The sequence below is a fragment of the Polymorphobacter sp. genome (assembly GCF_051860865.1).
Lineage (GTDB): Bacteria > Pseudomonadota > Alphaproteobacteria > Sphingomonadales > Sphingomonadaceae > Sandarakinorhabdus.
The window spans coordinates 20463-36472 of the sequence record NZ_JBIMKZ010000015.1 but is presented as its reverse complement, the minus strand read 5'-3'; the positions used below and the strand labels follow the sequence as shown (position 1 = coordinate 36472).

16 protein-coding genes are annotated in these 16010 nt (G+C 67.0%); 6 read left to right on the top strand and 10 right to left on the bottom strand.

Annotation, left to right across the window (positions count from 1 at the left end; genetic code table 11):
* The first annotated feature begins 192 nt into the window (after positions 1-192).
* Positions 193-1332: an efflux RND transporter periplasmic adaptor subunit gene (locus tag ACTIFJ_RS04610; protein WP_439532917.1), complete on the top strand. Its 1140-nt coding sequence runs from the start codon at positions 193-195 to the stop codon at positions 1330-1332.
* Positions 1332-4487, top strand: coding sequence for an efflux RND transporter permease subunit (locus ACTIFJ_RS04605; protein WP_439532916.1), 3156 nt, complete (start codon positions 1332-1334; stop codon positions 4485-4487). Before ACTIFJ_RS04610 ends, ACTIFJ_RS04605 begins: the two co-directional genes overlap by 1 nt.
* Before the next feature lie 37 nt (positions 4488-4524).
* Here ACTIFJ_RS04605 and ACTIFJ_RS04600 read toward each other — a convergent pair whose 3' ends face one another.
* Genes ACTIFJ_RS04600 through rpmF form a run of 6 tightly spaced genes read right to left on the bottom strand, consistent with a single transcriptional unit; the run spans position 4525 to position 8221 of the window.
* Positions 4525-5256, bottom strand: coding sequence for a ParA family protein (locus ACTIFJ_RS04600; RefSeq protein ID WP_439532915.1), 732 nt, complete (start codon positions 5254-5256; stop codon positions 4525-4527).
* 3 nt (positions 5257-5259) lie between these two features.
* Positions 5260-5631, bottom strand: coding sequence for a MerR family transcriptional regulator (locus ACTIFJ_RS04595; protein WP_439532914.1), 372 nt, complete (start codon positions 5629-5631; stop codon positions 5260-5262).
* Between the two features lie 5 nt (positions 5632-5636).
* A complete protein-coding gene (locus ACTIFJ_RS04590; RefSeq protein WP_439532913.1) occupies positions 5637-6026 on the bottom strand; it encodes an integration host factor subunit alpha in 390 nt (129 codons plus the stop codon).
* Positions 5986-6954 carry a beta-ketoacyl-ACP synthase III gene (locus tag ACTIFJ_RS04585; protein ID WP_439532912.1) on the bottom strand — a complete coding sequence of 323 codons (969 nt, stop codon included), beginning with the start codon at positions 6952-6954 and terminating at the stop codon, positions 5986-5988. Before ACTIFJ_RS04585 ends, ACTIFJ_RS04590 begins: the two co-directional genes overlap by 41 nt.
* Positions 6954-8015, bottom strand: coding sequence for a phosphate acyltransferase PlsX (gene plsX / locus ACTIFJ_RS04580; protein ID WP_439532911.1), 1062 nt, complete (start codon positions 8013-8015; stop codon positions 6954-6956). Before plsX ends, ACTIFJ_RS04585 begins: the two co-directional genes overlap by 1 nt.
* 26 nt (positions 8016-8041) lie before the next feature.
* The gene (gene rpmF / locus ACTIFJ_RS04575; protein WP_439532910.1) at positions 8042-8221 is read right to left on the bottom strand and encodes a 50S ribosomal protein L32; all 180 of its coding nucleotides are present in this window, start codon (positions 8219-8221) and stop codon (positions 8042-8044) included.
* Between the two features lie 166 nt (positions 8222-8387).
* Here rpmF and recN point away from each other — a divergent pair, with 166 nt between their 5' ends.
* Complete coding sequence (gene recN, locus ACTIFJ_RS04570) at positions 8388-10040, top strand: DNA repair protein RecN (protein ID WP_439532909.1); 1653 nt, start codon at positions 8388-8390, stop codon at positions 10038-10040.
* Positions 10037-10456, top strand: coding sequence for a DoxX family protein (locus ACTIFJ_RS04565; RefSeq protein WP_439532908.1), 420 nt, complete (start codon positions 10037-10039; stop codon positions 10454-10456). Before recN ends, ACTIFJ_RS04565 begins: the two co-directional genes overlap by 4 nt.
* On the opposite strand, the gene ACTIFJ_RS04560 is transcribed toward ACTIFJ_RS04565, so the two are convergent.
* From ACTIFJ_RS04560 to ACTIFJ_RS04550, 3 genes are read right to left on the bottom strand one after another with little or no spacing between them, the layout of a single operon-like run.
* A complete protein-coding gene (locus ACTIFJ_RS04560; RefSeq protein WP_439532907.1) occupies positions 10453-12228 on the bottom strand; it encodes a cation:proton antiporter domain-containing protein in 1776 nt (591 codons plus the stop codon). The two genes, ACTIFJ_RS04565 and ACTIFJ_RS04560, sit on opposite strands and share 4 nt — an antisense overlap.
* A gap of 21 nt (positions 12229-12249) precedes the next feature.
* Positions 12250-13488 carry an NADP-dependent isocitrate dehydrogenase gene (locus tag ACTIFJ_RS04555; RefSeq protein ID WP_439532906.1) on the bottom strand — a complete coding sequence of 413 codons (1239 nt, stop codon included), beginning with the start codon at positions 13486-13488 and terminating at the stop codon, positions 12250-12252.
* 56 nt (positions 13489-13544) lie between these two features.
* The gene (locus ACTIFJ_RS04550) at positions 13545-14102 is read right to left on the bottom strand and encodes a TIGR00730 family Rossman fold protein (protein WP_439532905.1); all 558 of its coding nucleotides are present in this window, start codon (positions 14100-14102) and stop codon (positions 13545-13547) included.
* A 185-nt stretch (positions 14103-14287) separates the two neighbouring features.
* Here ACTIFJ_RS04550 and ACTIFJ_RS04545 point away from each other — a divergent pair, with 185 nt between their 5' ends.
* Both ACTIFJ_RS04545 and ACTIFJ_RS04540 read left to right on the top strand, forming a co-directional pair.
* Complete coding sequence (locus ACTIFJ_RS04545; RefSeq protein WP_439532928.1) at positions 14288-15055, top strand: phosphatidylserine decarboxylase; 768 nt, start codon at positions 14288-14290, stop codon at positions 15053-15055.
* Entirely contained in the window at positions 15052-15831 is a 780-nt protein-coding gene (locus ACTIFJ_RS04540; RefSeq protein WP_439532904.1) for a CDP-alcohol phosphatidyltransferase family protein, read from the top strand. Before ACTIFJ_RS04545 ends, ACTIFJ_RS04540 begins: the two co-directional genes overlap by 4 nt.
* Here ACTIFJ_RS04540 and ACTIFJ_RS04535 read toward each other — a convergent pair.
* A complete protein-coding gene (locus tag ACTIFJ_RS04535) occupies positions 15792-15962 on the bottom strand; it encodes a hypothetical protein (protein WP_439532903.1) in 171 nt (56 codons plus the stop codon). The two genes, ACTIFJ_RS04540 and ACTIFJ_RS04535, sit on opposite strands and share 40 nt — an antisense overlap.
* Positions 15963-16010 lie beyond the last annotated feature (48 nt).

The following is a 16010-nucleotide window of genomic DNA, read 5'->3' as shown; positions in this document are numbered from 1 at the left end:
ATCGCTCGGTGGAGACCGGGCTTGATCCGCGCACCAATACTGTTCAACTTGCCACCAACCGTTCTTTTCGTACGGTGACAGGCGTGCAACATTCTTTTTTGCATCGTCTGATAAACATGCGGGGGATCGCATCGGCGCGCGCGTAGAGAGTTGAGCAATAATATGTCACGTCTGTTCTCTCTTGCCGCCAGCATGCTGGCGCTGTCCCTCGCCGGGTGCGGCGAAGACGAGGCTGCGGCCGGTCGTGGCGGCCGCCCGCCGGCAATGGTCGATGCCGTCAGCGCCGAGGCGACCAGCTTTGCGCCCCGCCTTGTCGCGCAGGGGTCGGTGGCGCCGCTCCAGACCGTCGCCGTCCGCCCACGCGCCGAGGGCGAGATCACCGCGATCCTGTTCCAGGAGGGTGACACCGTCCGCGCCGGCCAGCTGCTGTTCCGCCTCGATGACCGTACCGCCCAGGCCCAGCTCGCCCAGGCCCAGGCCCAGCTCGCCACCGCCCGCGCCAACGCCGCCCAGGCCCGCAACGAGCTCAAGCGCGCCGAACAGCTGGTCGACAAGGGCTTCGTCACTGGCTCCGTGCTCGATCAGCGCCGCGCCATGGCCCAGAGCGCCGATGCCTCTATCAGCAGCGCCGAGGCCGCCATCCAGAACGCCCGCGCCCAGCTCAGTTTCCTGAACATCCACGCCCCGGTCAGCGGCCGCACCGGCGAGCTGAACTTCCGCCGCGGCGCCAATGTCCGGCCCGCCGACACACTGCCGCTGGTCACCATCAACCAGCTGTCGCCAATCTCGGTGCGTTTCCTGGTGCCGCCGCAGGATATCGGCCAGGTCCGTTCGGCGATGATCTCCGGCAAGCTGCCGGTGGATGCCCGGGCACAGGGCGCGGCGCCGGGCAGCCCGCCGCTCGCCACCGGATCGCTGGTCTTCCTCGACAATAATGTCGATCCGGGGACAGGCTCGATCGCTGCCAAGGCCGAATTCCTCAATCCCGATGCCCGGCTCTGGCCTGGTGCGCTGGTCACCGTGGTCATGCCGATGGGCATGCCGGCGGACCGCATCACGCTCCCTGAATCTGCCGTGCAGGTGGGCCGCGACACGCCCTATGTCTGGACGATCGATGCCAAGGGCAATGTCACGATGCGCGACGTCACCATCGCCGGCCGGGCCGAGGGCCGCGTCTATCTAGCGACCGGCATCAGCGCCGGCGACCGGGTGGTCACCGACGCGCTGTCTCGGCTTAAGCCCGGCGACAAGGTGCGCGTCAAGGGTGACGGCCCCGGCCGCGCACCGCCCCGCACCGCCGCCCGCGCGGCAGCGGTCGACGCCGCCGGCTGATGGGCTTCGCCCGCTTCTTCGTCGAGCGGCCGGTGGCGACGGTGCTGCTCACCTTTGCAATCATCTTTGCCGGCTTTTTCGGCTATCGCCAGCTGCCCGTCTCGGCGCTGCCGGAAGTCGACATGCCGACGATCCAGATCAGCGCCAATCTGCCCGGCGCCAACCCGGCAACCATGGCCTCGTCGGTCGCCACGCCGATCGAGCGCCGTCTGGCGACGATCTCCGGGATCGACCAGATCACCTCCAGCTCGCAGACCGGCCAGACCCAGATCACGGTGCAGTTCGCGCTCGACCGGAACATCGACAGTGCCGCGCTCGATGTCCAGGCCGTGCTCTCGGCCGTCACCCGCTCGCTGCCACGTGAAATGCCGACCCCGCCCACCTTCCAGAAGGTAAATCCGGCCGACCAGCCGGTGCTGGTCATCTCGTTCCGCGATGTCACCCGCCCCGCAACCGAGCTGCAGACACTACTCGATACGCTGGTGGTGCCCCGCATCTCGACGCTGCCCGGCGCCGGCAATGTCAACACCTGGGGCGACCGCCGCTTTGCGATCCGGATTCAATTCGATCCGGAAGCGCTGGCCAGCCGCAACCTGACGCCGGAAGATGTCCGCGCCGCGGTCGCCGCCGCCAACAGCAATGTCGCCGTCGGCGTCATCAACGCCGGGGAACGCAACTATATCCTCAATGCCACCGGCAATATCGAGAAGCCCGAGGAATTCGCCAACATCGTCATCGCCTCGCGCGGCGGGCTGCCGGTCCGCGTCGGCGACGTTGCCGAGGTCATCAGCAGCTTCGAACGGCTGCGCGGCGGTGCCAAGTTCAACGGCGAGCCATCGCTCACCCTGGTCATTGCCCGCCAGCCCGGCGGCAATGTCGTCGAACTCGTCGACAGGATTATCGCCGATCTTCCTGATATCGTCGCGTCGCTGCCACCTTCGGTGGAATACACGATCATCCTCGACCGGTCGGAATCGGTGCGCCACTCCGTGGCCGATGCGCAATATACCCTGATCGGCACCGCGCTGCTGGTCATCCTGGTCATCTATCTGGTGCTCGGCGATGCCCGCGCCACGGCGATTCCGGCCGTGGTGCTGCCGGTGGCCGCCGTCGGCACCTTCGCCGGCATGTATATGTTCAACTTCAATCTCGACAATCTGTCGCTGCTGGCGCTGACACTGGCCACCGGCTTCGTCGTCGACGATGCGATCGTGGTCCTCGAGAATATCGTCCGCCATGTCGAGGACGGCGAGGAACCGCGGAGCGCCGCTGTCACCGGCGCCAACCAGATTACCTTCACCGTCATCTCGATCTCGGTATCGTTGGTCGCGGTGTTCATCCCGCTGCTGTTCATGGGCGGCGTTATCGGCCGGCTGTTCTTCGAGTTCGCGGTTACCATGACCATCGCCATCGCGGTCTCGGCCATCCTGTCGCTGACCCTGATTCCGATGATCGCCGCGCGCGTGCTCAAGCCCGGTCACCAGGAGCCTAACAGCCGCGTCGCCCGCGTCTCGACGAAATATTTCAACAAGCTGACCGCCGCCTATATGCGCGGCTTCGATCACACGCTCAAGCATCGCAAGCTCGTCGGCGCCCTCACCGTGCTGTCGATCGGCGTCGCGATCTGGGGCTTCACCGTCGTGCCCAAGGGCTTTTTCCCGACTGAGGATACGGGCTCGCTGTTCATAAGCACAGAAGCGCCGGCCGATTCCGGCTATGACCAAATGATGGCCAAGCAGGACCGGCTGGCCGCGGCCGTCGCCAAGGACCCTGCGGTGCTTCGGGTCAATTCGATCATGGGGGGCGACAACAGTTACCGCGCCCGCATGCAGGTGCCGTTGAAGCCGGCCGGCGAGCGCGACCCGATCGATGTCGTCCAGGCCCGCATCCGCAAGCTGGCCAACAGCGAGCCCGGCTTCGCCGCCTATGTCAACGTGCCCCAGAACCTCCAACTCGGGGGGCGCGGCTCCACATCCAACTTCCAATACACCTTGTCGGCCATCAACAAGGAAGAGCTGTATGAATTTGCGCCCAAGCTCGAGCAGGCGCTGCGCGGCGAGCCGGGGTTCGTGGATGTCAGCTCGGATTACCAGACCGGGGTCCGCGAAGTGATGGTCGATATCGACCGCGACGCCGCCAGCCGCCTCGGCGTGCCGGTGCAGGCGATCCGCGAAACCTTGTTCTCGGCCTATGGCAACCGCCAGATTTCGACCATCTACACCGATGTCGACAATTACCAGGTGATCATGGAGATCGCCAATGCCGAACAGCTGACCCCCGATGGCATCGGCCGCCTGACGGTGCGCGCCGCCGCCCAGGACAGTCAGCCGGCGCGGCTGGTGCCGCTGTCGGCGGTCACCAATGTCCGCATCCAGGGCGCTCCGCTGGTCATCGCGCATCAGAGCCAGTTGCCCTCGGTCACCCTCGGCTTCAATCTCGCCAAGGGCTTCGCCCTGTCGCAGGTCAAGCCGGTACTCGACCGGCTGGGCGCCGAGCTCGGTCAGCCGGCCACCATTTCCGGCAGCTTCGGCGGCAACGCCCAGCAGTTCGAAAGCTCCACCGGCTCGATGCCGCTGCTGTTCCTGGCAGCCGTTATCGTCATCTACATCGTGCTCGGCGTCCTTTATGAGAGCTTTGCCCACCCGCTGACCATCCTGTCCGGCCTGCCGGCCGCCGGCATCGGCGCGGTCGCCTTCCTCTGGCTGCTCGACATGCCGCTCGATGTCATCGGCATCATTGGCGTCGTGCTGCTGATCGGCATCGTAAAGAAAAACGCCATCATGATGATCGATTTCGCGCTGGCCGGCCAAAGGCAGAATGGCTGGACCCCGGCCCATGCCATCCGAGAAGCGGCGCACAAGCGTTTCCGGCCTATCATGATGACCACCTTCGCCGCCATGGCCGGCGCCCTGCCGCTGGCGCTCGGCATCGGTGCCGGCGCCGAGTTGCGCCAGCCGCTCGGCGTCGCCGTGCTCGGCGGGCTGATGCTGAGCCAGGTGCTGACGCTGTTCATCACACCGGTCGTGTATCTCGGCATCGAATCGATGCTGGCGCGCTGGCGCGTCCGCCGCGGCGCCGCCGAAGTCCGCGAGTTGGCGCCGACCGATCCGCACACCGCAGACGCCGCCGCGCCGGGCCGGTACGCCGCCGAATAACCCGGCCTAGGTGGAAATGCTAATAAATCGATAGCGCCTAAGCCGGCAACGCCACCAGCCGCCGCTCGATATCGGCCCATAGCTCGGCGATGGCCTTTGCTGCCGGCGATGTCGGCTTGCTCGCGAGCAGAGGCTTCTGCGTCGTCGCCATCGCCTCGACAGCAGCAGCATAGGGGATGACATGACGCTCCGGATTTGCAGCGCAGGTCTCGACATGCAGCTTCTTGCGCCGGTCGACCATCGAGAACACCGGCAACACCGCCGGCCCGTTACGATGCTCGCGCCCCAGATGGTCGATCAGCTGCGCATAAGCGCGCTCGGACAGGGGCGAAGGTATCAGCGGCACCACCAGCAGATCGACAGCCCGGAACAGCTGGTCTGCCAGCTCGGTCAGGCCGGGCGGGCAGTCGAGGATCACGCGGTCATAGTTGTCGTCGAGCGATTTCAGTAGCTTCTTGAGCTTCTTTGCCTTGTCCTCGAGCAGCTGTCCTTCAAGATGCCGCAACGACCCGTCGGCTGCCAGAACATCCAGGTTGGAAAATTCGCTCGACTGGATCAGTGGCAGTAATGCCCCATCCGCCATGCCCTTGCGCGCCGACCGCACGCCGCTCGGCCCCAGCCGCATCGTATAGGTCGCCGCCCCCTGCGCATCGAGATCCCAGAGCAAGGTCCGCCTCGCCGACAATGTCGCCGCAGCATGCGCAAGGTTGACCGCCAAAGCGGATTTCCCGACCCCGCCCTTGACGCTGAAGACGGCGATACTGCGCAAGGCTCAGGCCGCGAGCGCCATCGCCAATCGATTGCGAATAGCGACCAAAGCCTCGCGCGCCGCCGGCGACAGCGTCACGTCACCTGTTGGCAGGTCCGAAACCGGGGCAGGGCCCTCCGCCGGCTTGCGCTGAGCCAGCGCCTGCTGTGCCCCGCGGATCGTCAGCCCCTCGTCATGCAGCATAGCCCGAATCGTCTCGAGCAGCGCCATGTCCGCCGGCCGGTAATAGCGCCGCCCACCACCGCGCTTGAGCGGCTGCAGCTGCGGGAAACGTGTTTCCCAGAAGCGAAGGACATGCTGGGGCACCCCCAGCGCCTCGGCCGCCTCGCCGATCGTCCGGAATGCACTTTGTGATTTCTCGCTGCGCACGGCCATGGTCGTCAGCTATTGATGGCCTGGCGGAGCAATTGGCTCGGCCGGAAGGTCAGCACGGTTCGCGGTTCGATCGGCACTTCTACCCCCGTTTTGGGATTGCGCCCGATTCTCAAACCCTTGGAGCGAAGAACGAAACTGCCGAACGAAGAAATCTTGACGTTTTCACCGGCCACCAGCGCCTCGGTCACCGTATCGAGCACCTGCTCGACCAGCGTTGACGATTCCGCTCGGGACAGGCCGATCTCGCGATGCACGGCTTCGGAAAGCTCCGCCCGGGTCAGACTACCCGGCATGATTGACGTCTCTGCCATCGATTGACGCTCCCCGCGCGCGGTTGATGCTGGGCCCTTGGCCTCACCAGCGGACGGCGGCTGCCCCCCAGGTGAAACCGCCACCCATTGCCTCCAATAACAGCAAATCCCCGGCTTTGATACGCCCGTCAGCGACCGCCGCGTCAAGCGCCAGCGGCACCGACGCCGCCGAGGTATTGGCATGTTGCTGAACGGTCACGATCACCTGCTCGGGCGCCAGGTCAAGCTTGCGCGCCGTGGCCTCGAGGATGCGCAGATTGGCCTGATGCGGCACCACCCAGGTCACATCGGCCGCCGTCAGCCCGGCCGCCTCCAGCGTTTCGTGCATCACGGCGGCGAGGTTGGTGACCGCATGGCGGAACACTTCCTTGCCCTTCATCCGAAGCTTGCCGGTGGTGCCCGTGCTCCCCGGCCCGCCATCGACATAGAGCAGCTCGTTATAGCGGCCGTCGGCATGCAGCCGTGTCGCCAGGATGCCCCTGTCCGAAGACAGGCCATTGCTCTGTTCGGCCTCCAGCACCACGGCTCCGGCGCCGTCACCGAACAGCACGCAGGTGGTCCGGTCCTCCCAGTCGAGGATCCGCGAGAAGGTCTCGGCGCCGATCACCAACGCGCGGCGATGCCCGCCGGTGCGCATCAGGCTGTCGGCCACTGTCAGCGCATAGAGGAACCCCGAGCACACCGCTGCGACGTCGAACGCCACGCAGTCGATGATCCCCAGCTTCATCTGCACCACGGTGGCGACCGAAGGAAAGGTCTGGTCCGGAGTCGCCGTGGCGACGACGATCAGGCTGATGTCGCCCGCCGCCACGCCGGCGCTGGCCAGCGCTCGCTTCGCCGCTGCCGTCGCTAGATCGGACGTGAATTCGCCGTCGGCGGCGATATGGCGCTGGCGGATGCCGGTCCGCTCGACGATCCATTCGTCCGAACTGTCGACCGTCGGCGCCAGCTCGCTGTTGGGAACGATCCGTGCCGGCAGATAGCTGCCGGTGCCGACGATGCGAGTCCGCATCACGACGCGGCCACCGCAGCCTGCGGCCGATGCGCGGTAAAATCCGCCAGATCGTGCGAAATCCGGTCGCCGACGTTGTCGACTACCAAATCATGCGCCACGCCGATGGCATTGGCGATGCCCTGGATGTTCGCCGAGCCATGACTCTTGACGACAATGCCGTTCAGGCCAAGGAAAACCGCGCCATTATGGGCGTTGGGGTCAAGATGCGCCTTCAGCGCCCGCAGCGCTCCGCGGGACAGCAGGAAGCCGAGCTGGCTCAGCCACGACGAGCGGAACGCATTGGCGAGCAGTCCGGTCACCAGCCGCGCCGTGCCCTCGGCAGTCTTCAACGCGATATTGCCGGAAAAACCGTCGGTGACGATCACATCGATATCCCCCTTGCCGATCTTGTCACCCTCGACAAAGCCCTCGAACTGCATCGGCAAGTCGGCGACCCCGCGCAGCAGCGCCGCCGCCTCCTTGATCTCCTCGGTGCCCTTCAGCTCTTCCTCGCCGATGTTGAGCAGCCCGACGCGCGGCCGGTCGAGCCCGAGCACGGTACGGGCAAAGGCCGCGCCCATGATCGAGAACTGCACCAGGTTTTCCGCGTCGCACTCGGTATTGGCACCCAGGTCGAGCACCACGCAGTCGTTCTTGAGGGTGGGCAGCAGCGCCGCCAGTGCCGGCCGGTCGATCCCGGCCATGGTGCGGAGCGAAAACAGGGACAGTGCCATCAGCGCGCCGGTGTTGCCGGCCGACACCGCGGCATGAGCGTCACCGGACTTCACCGACTGGATCGCCATGCCCATGGAGGAGGTGCGCGAGCGGCGCAGCGCCTGGCTCGGCTTGTCGGTGCCGAGCACGACATCATCGGTATGGACGGTCTCGGAGCGCCCGGCGAGCCTTGGCATCCGGGCCAGCGCCTCGGCAATGCGCGGGGCCGGGCCGTGAAGGCGGAAACGGAGCCGTGGATAGCGTTCCGAAGCCATGTCAGCGGCCGTCAGCACGGCGTCCAGCCCGGCATCGCCGCCCATCACATCAAGGGCGACAACGGGGGCGCTGATGGTCTTCGTGATCATGCGGACGCGCGGGCGCCGTCCGCTGCTCAGGCCTGGACTTCGACGACTTCGCGGCCGTTATAGAAGCCGCATGCCCCGCAGAGATTGTGCGGCAGCTTCAGTTCGCCGCAATTCGGGCATTCCTGAGACACCACCGGCGACAGCGCATGATGGCTGCGACGCATGTTGCGGCGGGAAGGAGAAGTCTTGCGCTTTGGAACGGCCATGAGGCACCTGTCTGAAGGATCGAACGACTGCTTGCCGGAGGACGCTTTTGGCCCAAACAAGCGGGCCGGGGCAAGCCGGTGAGCGAAGGAGCGCGGTATAGGGATTTTTGGCCCGCGCGCAAGTCCAAAGGCTGGTTTTGCCGGAAAGGACGGTTAAGGAAGAGCGGTGCTTACCTTGCTCGACATCCGGAATGTGGTGCTGATCGAGACGCTGCGGCTGAAGCCGGGCGCCGGCCTCGGCGTGCTGACCGGCGAGACCGGCGCCGGCAAGTCGATCCTGCTCGATGCGCTGGGGCTGGCGCTGGGCGGCCGCGGCGATGCGGGGCTGGTCCGCGCCGGCGCCGATGCCGCCCGCGTCACCGCGATGTTCGATGTGCCGGCCGGCCATCCAGCCCGCAGCCTGCTGGCCGAGAACGACATCGAGGTCGAAGCCGGCGGGCCGATCCTGCTGCGCCGCCAGGTCAAGCCCGACGGCGGCAGCCGCGCCTATATCAACGATCAGCCGGTCAGCGTCACACTGCTGCGCGAGGCCGGCAGCCTGCTCGTCGAGGTCCATGGCCAGAATGACGAACGCGGCCTGCTCGCCGCCCAGGGCCACCGCGCGCTGCTCGATGCCTATGGCGGCCTCGCCCCCCCGCGCGACGCCGTACGCGCCGCTCATGCCGCCTGGCGCGCTGCCGAGGCGGCCGAGGCCGAGGCCCGGGAGGCGCTGGAGGCCGACCGCAAGGACCGGGAATGGCTCGACCATGCCATCACCGAGCTGCGCGCGCTGGCCGCCGAGCCCGGCGAGGAAGACAGCCTCGCCGACCTGCGCACGACGATGCAGAAGGGTGCCCGCCTCGCCGACGATCTCGCCACCGCCGCCACGCTGATCGCCGAGGGCAGCGAGAAGCTCAGCCAGGCCGCGCGCCGGCTCGACCGGATGGGCGGCGAACATCCGCTGCTCGACGAGGCGCTGGCCGCGCTCGACCGGGCGCTGCTCGAAGCCAGCGAGGCCGACAGCGGCCTCAGCGCGGCAACGGCGGCGCTGGAGGCCGACCCCGCCCGTCTGGAGGCTACCGAGACCCGGCTGTTCGCGCTGCGCGCCATGGCCCGCAAGCACCGTTGCGAGGCCGACCAGCTGCCGGCGCTGCTCGGCCAGCTGGAGGCCAGGGCCGCCGCGCTGGTCGCCGGCGAGGACGGGCTGGCGGCGCGCACCGAAGCCGTCCGCGTCGCCGCGCGGGCCTATGCCGGGGCCGCCGAGGCGCTCGGCACGGCCCGGCGGGCGGCAGCAGCACGGCTCGATGCGGCAGTGATGGCCGAGCTGGAGCCGCTCAGGCTTGGCGCCGCCCGCTTCCGCACCGCCATCGCCGACCTGCCCGAGGACCAATGGGGGCCGGAGGGCCGCGAACGCGTGGCCTTCGAGATCTCGACCAACCCGGGCGCCGATTTCGGCCCGCTGATCAAGATCGCCAGCGGCGGCGAGCTGTCGCGCTTCGTACTGGCGCTGAAGGTGGCGCTGGCCGGCGAGGGCGTCGCCGGCACGCTGATCTTCGACGAGATCGATCGCGGGGTCGGCGGCGCGGTGGCCTCGGCTATCGGCGAGCGCCTGTACCGACTTGCCGAGCGTACGCAGCTGCTCGTCGTCACCCACAGCCCGCAGGTGGCGGCGCGCGGCCGCCAGCAGATGCGGATCAGCAAGGCCAGCGACGCCAGTGGCACCCGCACTGAAGTGGTGATGCTCGATGCCGAAGGCCGGCTCGAGGAGATCGCCCGGATGCTGTCAGGCGCCGAGGTCACTGACGAAGCGCGCGCCCAGGCCGCCCGGCTGCTGGCGTGAACCGCTGGCGCACCGGCCTGCGCTGGCTGCTCGCGCTGATCTATGCCGGCGTCGGCATCGTCCATCTGCGCAACCCCGAGGGCTTTCTGCCGATCATGCCGGACTGGGTGCCCTGGCCGCGCGAGGTGATCCTGCTGACCGGGTGCTGGGAGCTGGCCGGTGCGCTGCTGCTGGCCTGGCCGTCGCCGCGTCTCAACCGTATCGGCGGCCTCGCCATGGCCGCCTATGCTGTTGCCGTCTTTCCGGCCAACATCAAGCATGCGCTCGATAGCGTTGAAATTGCGGGCCAGACGCTTGGATGGAGCTATCACGCGCCGCGGCTGGCGTTCCAGCCGGTGTTCGTCTGGTGGGCGCTATGGGCGACCCATATCATCGACTGGCCATGGTCGCAGGGCAGGGGCCGCCCCGCGCCCTAGCGTCCCCGGCGCGCTCGAAATCCCGGCCGGCGCACCATGTCGGGACTGCGCTGGATGCCGGCGCGCAGCTCGGCGCGCTTCTCGTGGATGGAGGCGATGACCGGGCCCATCGGCACGCCCAGATCGACGAGCACGGCTTCGGCCAGCTGCAACGAGGATTCAACCGTTTCCGGAACGGCGTCGGTGGCGCCCGATCGGTACAGGCTGGAGGCATGGTCGGCATCCCGCGCCCGGGCGACGACGCACAGGTTCGGATGGCGTTCGCGGATGTCACGTACCAGCACATCGAGCGTCTGCACGGCATCGATCGTCAGCACCACGGCGCTGGCGCTGCCGATCCCCAGCGCTTCGAGCAGGTCGGGCCGCCGGCAATCACCATAAACCACCGGCTTTCCGGCTCGCTTCAGACGGATGACGGTGTCGGGATCCGAATCGACGGCGAGATAAGGCTTGCCATGCGCTTCCAGCATCGCCCCCACCAGCCGCCCGACCCGGCCATAGCCGATGATGATGGTGCCGCCCTCGGGCACTGCGGCGATACTGTCCTCCAGCGCTGTCTCGTCGGCGCTCCGATCGGTGCCGAGGCGGCTTTCGATATGCTGGCCGAGCAAACCCAGCAGCGGCACCAGCGCCAGCGAAAAGCCGATCACCAGCAGCGCATAATCGGCCACGGCGCCGGCTATCAGCCCCACCCCGGTGGCGGCGCCGAACAGGATCAGGCTGGTCTCGGACGGGCCGGCCAATAACAGCCCGACATGGCTGGCGACGCCACGGCTGCGCCCGGTCCGCCGCATCATCGCATAGATCAGCCCACCCTTGAGCGTGCAGATCGCCACCACGCCACCGATCACCAGCAGCGGCTCGCGCGCCACGCCCGGCAGGTCGAGCCGCATGCCGACCCAGATCAGGAAAACGCCGAGCAGCAGACCCTGGAACGGCATGATCGTCGCCTCGATCTGACGGCGATATTCGGTCTCGGCCAGCATGATTCCCGCCGTCAGCGTGCCGATGGCCGGGGACAGGCCGGCGGCATGGGCAATGGCGCCGCTGGCGATCAGGATCACCAGCGCGGCAGCCAGAAACAGCTCGGGCCGCCGCGTCCGCGCCGCCTGCAGCAGCAGCGGCGGCAGCAGCAGTCGCGACCCGAGAATGATCACGCCGAGCGCCAGCGCCGACACCGCCAGGCTGGCGAAGAAGCCGCCTTCAGTGGCGGTCGCCGCAAAGCCCAGAAGGATCGGGGCGATGGCAATGTCCTGGAACAGCAGGATGCCGAACGCCGTGCGCCCGGCCTGGGTGCCCAGCTTGCCGCTGCTGCTCAGCAGTTGCAGCCCCACGGCGGTCGAGGACAGCGACAGTGTCAGCGCCAGCGCGATCAGCGCGCCGATGCTCAGCCCGAACGGCGCCAGCAGCGCCGCCGCCGCCACCGCGCAGCCGATGAGCTGGACCGGCCCGAGCTTGAAGACGATGTGCCGCATCGTCCGGACGCGCTCGGCCGACAATTCCAGCCCGAGCGCAAACAGCAGCAGCGCCACGCCCATTTCCGCCAGCGGAAACAGCGCCTCGGCGTTGGAAATGGTCAACGGCGCCAGCAGCGGCAAGGTGTCGGTGACCGCGCCGATGCCATAGGGGCCGACGAGAATGCCAACCAGAATGAAGCCGATCACCGGTGAAATGCGAAGGGCGGCAAAGGCTGGAATTACCAGCCCCGCCGCCCCGATCACCACCGCCATGTCCCGGAAATCGACCGACTCCAGCGGCAGCGCTATCGCCATTTCAGCGTCGGCCGACGCGCATCAGCTGCCCGACGCAATCGCCGCATCGAGATTGACGCGGATCGCCTCGAAGAACTGCTCGGTGGTCATCCACGCCTGATCCGGCCCGATCAGCAGCGCCAGATCCTTGGTCATCGCGCCCTGTTCCACGGTCTCGACGCAAACCCGCTCGAGCGTCTCGGCGAAGCGGGTGACCTCGGGGGTGTTGTCGAGCTTGCCGCGATGCTTCAACCCGCCGGTCCAGGCAAAGATCGAGGCGATCGGATTGGTGCTGGTCGGCTTGCCTTCCTGATGCATCCGGTAATGGCGGGTGACGGTGCCATGCGCGGCCTCGGCTTCCACCGTGTCGCCATCGGGCGTCATCAGGATCGAGGTCATCAGCCCCAGCGAGCCAAAACCCTGGGCAACCATGTCCGACTGGACGTCGCCATCGTAATTCTTGCAGGCCCAGATGAACTTGCCCGACCATTTCAGCGCTGACGCGACGAGATCGTCGATCAAGCGATGTTCGTAAACAATGCCCGCCTTGCGGTACTGGGCCTTGAAATCCGCGTCGTAAACCTCCTGAAAAAGGTCCTTGAAGCGCCCGTCATAGGCCTTGAGGATGGTGTTCTTGGTCGAAAGATACACCGGCCAGCCCCGATTCAACCCGTAATTGAGGCAGGCGCGGGCAAAATCGCGGATCGAATCGTCAAGATTGTACATCCCCATCGCCACGCCGGCGGACGGGAATTCGAAGACTTCATGCTCGATTTCCTCGTCGCCGGTCTGCGACACCCACTTCATCGTCAGCTTGCCGGGGCCGGGGACACGGAAATCGGTGGCGCGATACTGGTCGCCGAAGGCATGGCGGCCGATGACGATCGGGTCGGTCCAGCCCGGCACCAGGCGCGGTACCGACTTGATGACGATCGGCTCGCGGAAGACGACCCCGCCGAGGATGTTGCGGATCGTGCCGTTCGGCGACTTCCACATCCGCTTGAGGCCGAATTCCTTCACCCGGTCTTCGTCGGGGGTGATCGTCGCGCACTTCACGCCGACGCCGAATTCCTTGATCGCATAGGCCGAGTCGACGGTGATCTTGTCGTTGGTCTCGTCGCGGCTTTCGATGCTGAGATCGTAATAACGCAGGTCAACATCGAGATAGGGCAGGATCAGCTGCTCCCGGATCCATTGCCAGATGATGCGGGTCATCTCATCGCCGTCGAGCTCGACGACGGGGTTCACGACCTTGATCCGGCCTTTGGGAAGCGCTGCCATTATGTCCTCACTCATGCTCTCGAGGCCCCCCGTCTAGGGGCCAGCGGCCTAAAGGGTCAAGGATGCTGGTGCGACAATTTTGCCAGCCGCGATGCCAGTGCCTCCAACCCGTCAAGCGGCTCGACAAGGCGGGCAAGGTCCGGCGGGCCGAAGCCCTGGGCGGCAACATGCCGAAGAAGCGCCACCAGCGGCGCCCAATAGTCGCGGGCGCCGAGCAGCCATATCGGCTTGTCGTGAAGCCCCAGCTCGCGCCAGGTCAGGCTCTCGAACAGTTCGTCGAGCGTGCCGATCGATCCCGGCAGCGCGACAATGGCATCGGCGAAGCTGTGCATCAGCGCCTTGCGCTCGTGCAGCGTCTCGACGACGTGCATCTGCGTCAGCTCGGCCTGGGCGATCTCGCTGGTCATCAGCGCGCGCGGAATGACCCCGATGACCTGGCCACCAGCGGCCAGCGCCGCACGGGCGGCGATGCCCATCAGCCCGACCGCGCCGCCGCCATAGACGAGCGTCACCCCGGCCTCGGCGACCAGCGTGCCCAGCGCGGCGGCCAGCGCCGCCTGCGCCGGATCATGGCCAGGGCGTGACCCACAGAATAACAGCAGCGATGTGATCATGCCGAAGCCTAGCCCCTCGGTTTGATCCTGTCAGCCCGTCCTCGTCAGACCGCACCGTGATTGCCACTGTCCGATGCTGCGTCTAGACATGCCCGATGAGTGACCAACCCGAACCCTGGGTCTCCCCCGACCCGTTGCCCCCGGTACAGCCGGCGCGAGACGAAGCGGTCCCCAACGATATCCCGATGCTGGGCGGCCAGGAGAGTGCGGCTGCTGCCGGTTCCGGTCCGCTGCCGTTGGTGCCCGGTGAATCGGCCCGGTACAAGTTTCCGTCCTTGCATCCGGAAGGCCGCAAGTTCGTCGGCATCGTCGCCGCCGCAGTGCTGCTCGCCGGACCGGTATTCGGGCTGACGACGCTGGCCTGGCTTCTGGCCGGGCTGATGATCTGGGTTGCCGCCTTCTTCCGCGATCCGGTGCGGGTCACCCCGGTGTCTCCCGATGTGCTGGTCTCGCCCGCCGACGGGCTGGTCAGCCTGATCGTCAATTGCGTGCCGCCGCGCCAGCTGAGCGGCCCTGGCGGCCTCGGTGACGGGCCGGTGACGCGGGTCTCGGTGTTCATGAGCGTGTTCGACGTCCATGTGAACCGCACGCCGATCGCCGGCCGGCTGAGCCGCATCGTCTATGTGCCGGGCAAGTTTCTCAATGCCGATCTCGACAAGGCCAGCGACGAGAATGAGCGCCAGTATTTCGTTGTCGAGGCCGACAATGGCGAGCGGGTAGCCTTCACCCAGATCGCCGGGCTGGTCGCTCGCCGCATCCTGCGCTTCGTGGAAGAAGGCGCGCGGGTGAAATCGGGTGAGCGCATCGGGCTGATCCGCTTCGGCAGCCGCGTCGATGTCTACCTGCCCGCCGGCTTTGTGCCCGAGGTGATGATCGGCCAGCGGGCGACCGCCGGTGAAACCATTCTTGCCCGCCGACGGACAGGCGCAATGCCGGCTGGCGTGTCGCAATGACCGAGCCTGCCGCGCCGCGCCGGCGTGGCATCCCGCTTCGTGCGCTGGTGCCCAATGCGGTTACCGTGCTGGCGCTGTGCTTCGGCCTGACTGCGGTGCGCTTCGGCATTGCCGGTGAATGGGAGAAGGCGGTAGCGGCGATCGTCGTCGCCGGTGTTCTCGATGGCATCGACGGGCGCATCGCCCGGCTGCTGAAAGGCACCAGCCGCTTCGGCGCCGAGCTCGATTCGCTGTCCGACAACACGGCCTTCGGCGTGGCGCCGGCGCTGATCATCTATCTCTGGGCGCTCCAGCATCTGCCGGGGCGGCTGGGCTGGGTGGTGGCGCTGGCCCATGCCGTCACCTGCGCGCTTCGTCTCGCCCGGTTCAATGCCAGCATCGACAGCGATGACCAGCCGCACAAGCGCGCCGGCTTCCTCACCGGCATTCCCGCGCCGGTGGCGGCCGGGCTGACGCTATCCCCGATGTTCATCACCTTCTGGCTGGAACCCGCCTTCCTGCAGGACCTTCAACTGCGCGCCATTCTGGTCGCTGTCGTGGTGATCGCCGTCGCCGTGCTGATGGTATCGAATGTCGCCACTTACAGCTGGGGCTCCGTACGCATCCGCCCCGGCGCGCGGCTGCCCTTGCTGGCGGCCGTCGGATTATTTGCCGGCAGCCTGTTCTCGGCGCCGTGGATGACGCTGAGCCTGATCTGCCTGGCCTATGCGGCGACCTTGCCCTTTGCCTGGCGCAGCTACGCCCGGCTGAAACGGCGGGCATCCGCCGCCTCCTGATCGCGTGCCGGCACCGCCCTGCCGAGCAGTGCGCGCAGCAAATCCGGCCAGCGCAGGCCGATCATGCCGAACAGCAAGCCGAGCATGGCCGTCAGCACCAGCAACATGAAGATCGAATAGAGCAGTCCCATATCCGTGTTCCCTTATTGTTCCTTCCATATGTTCCCGCCCTGTTCCTA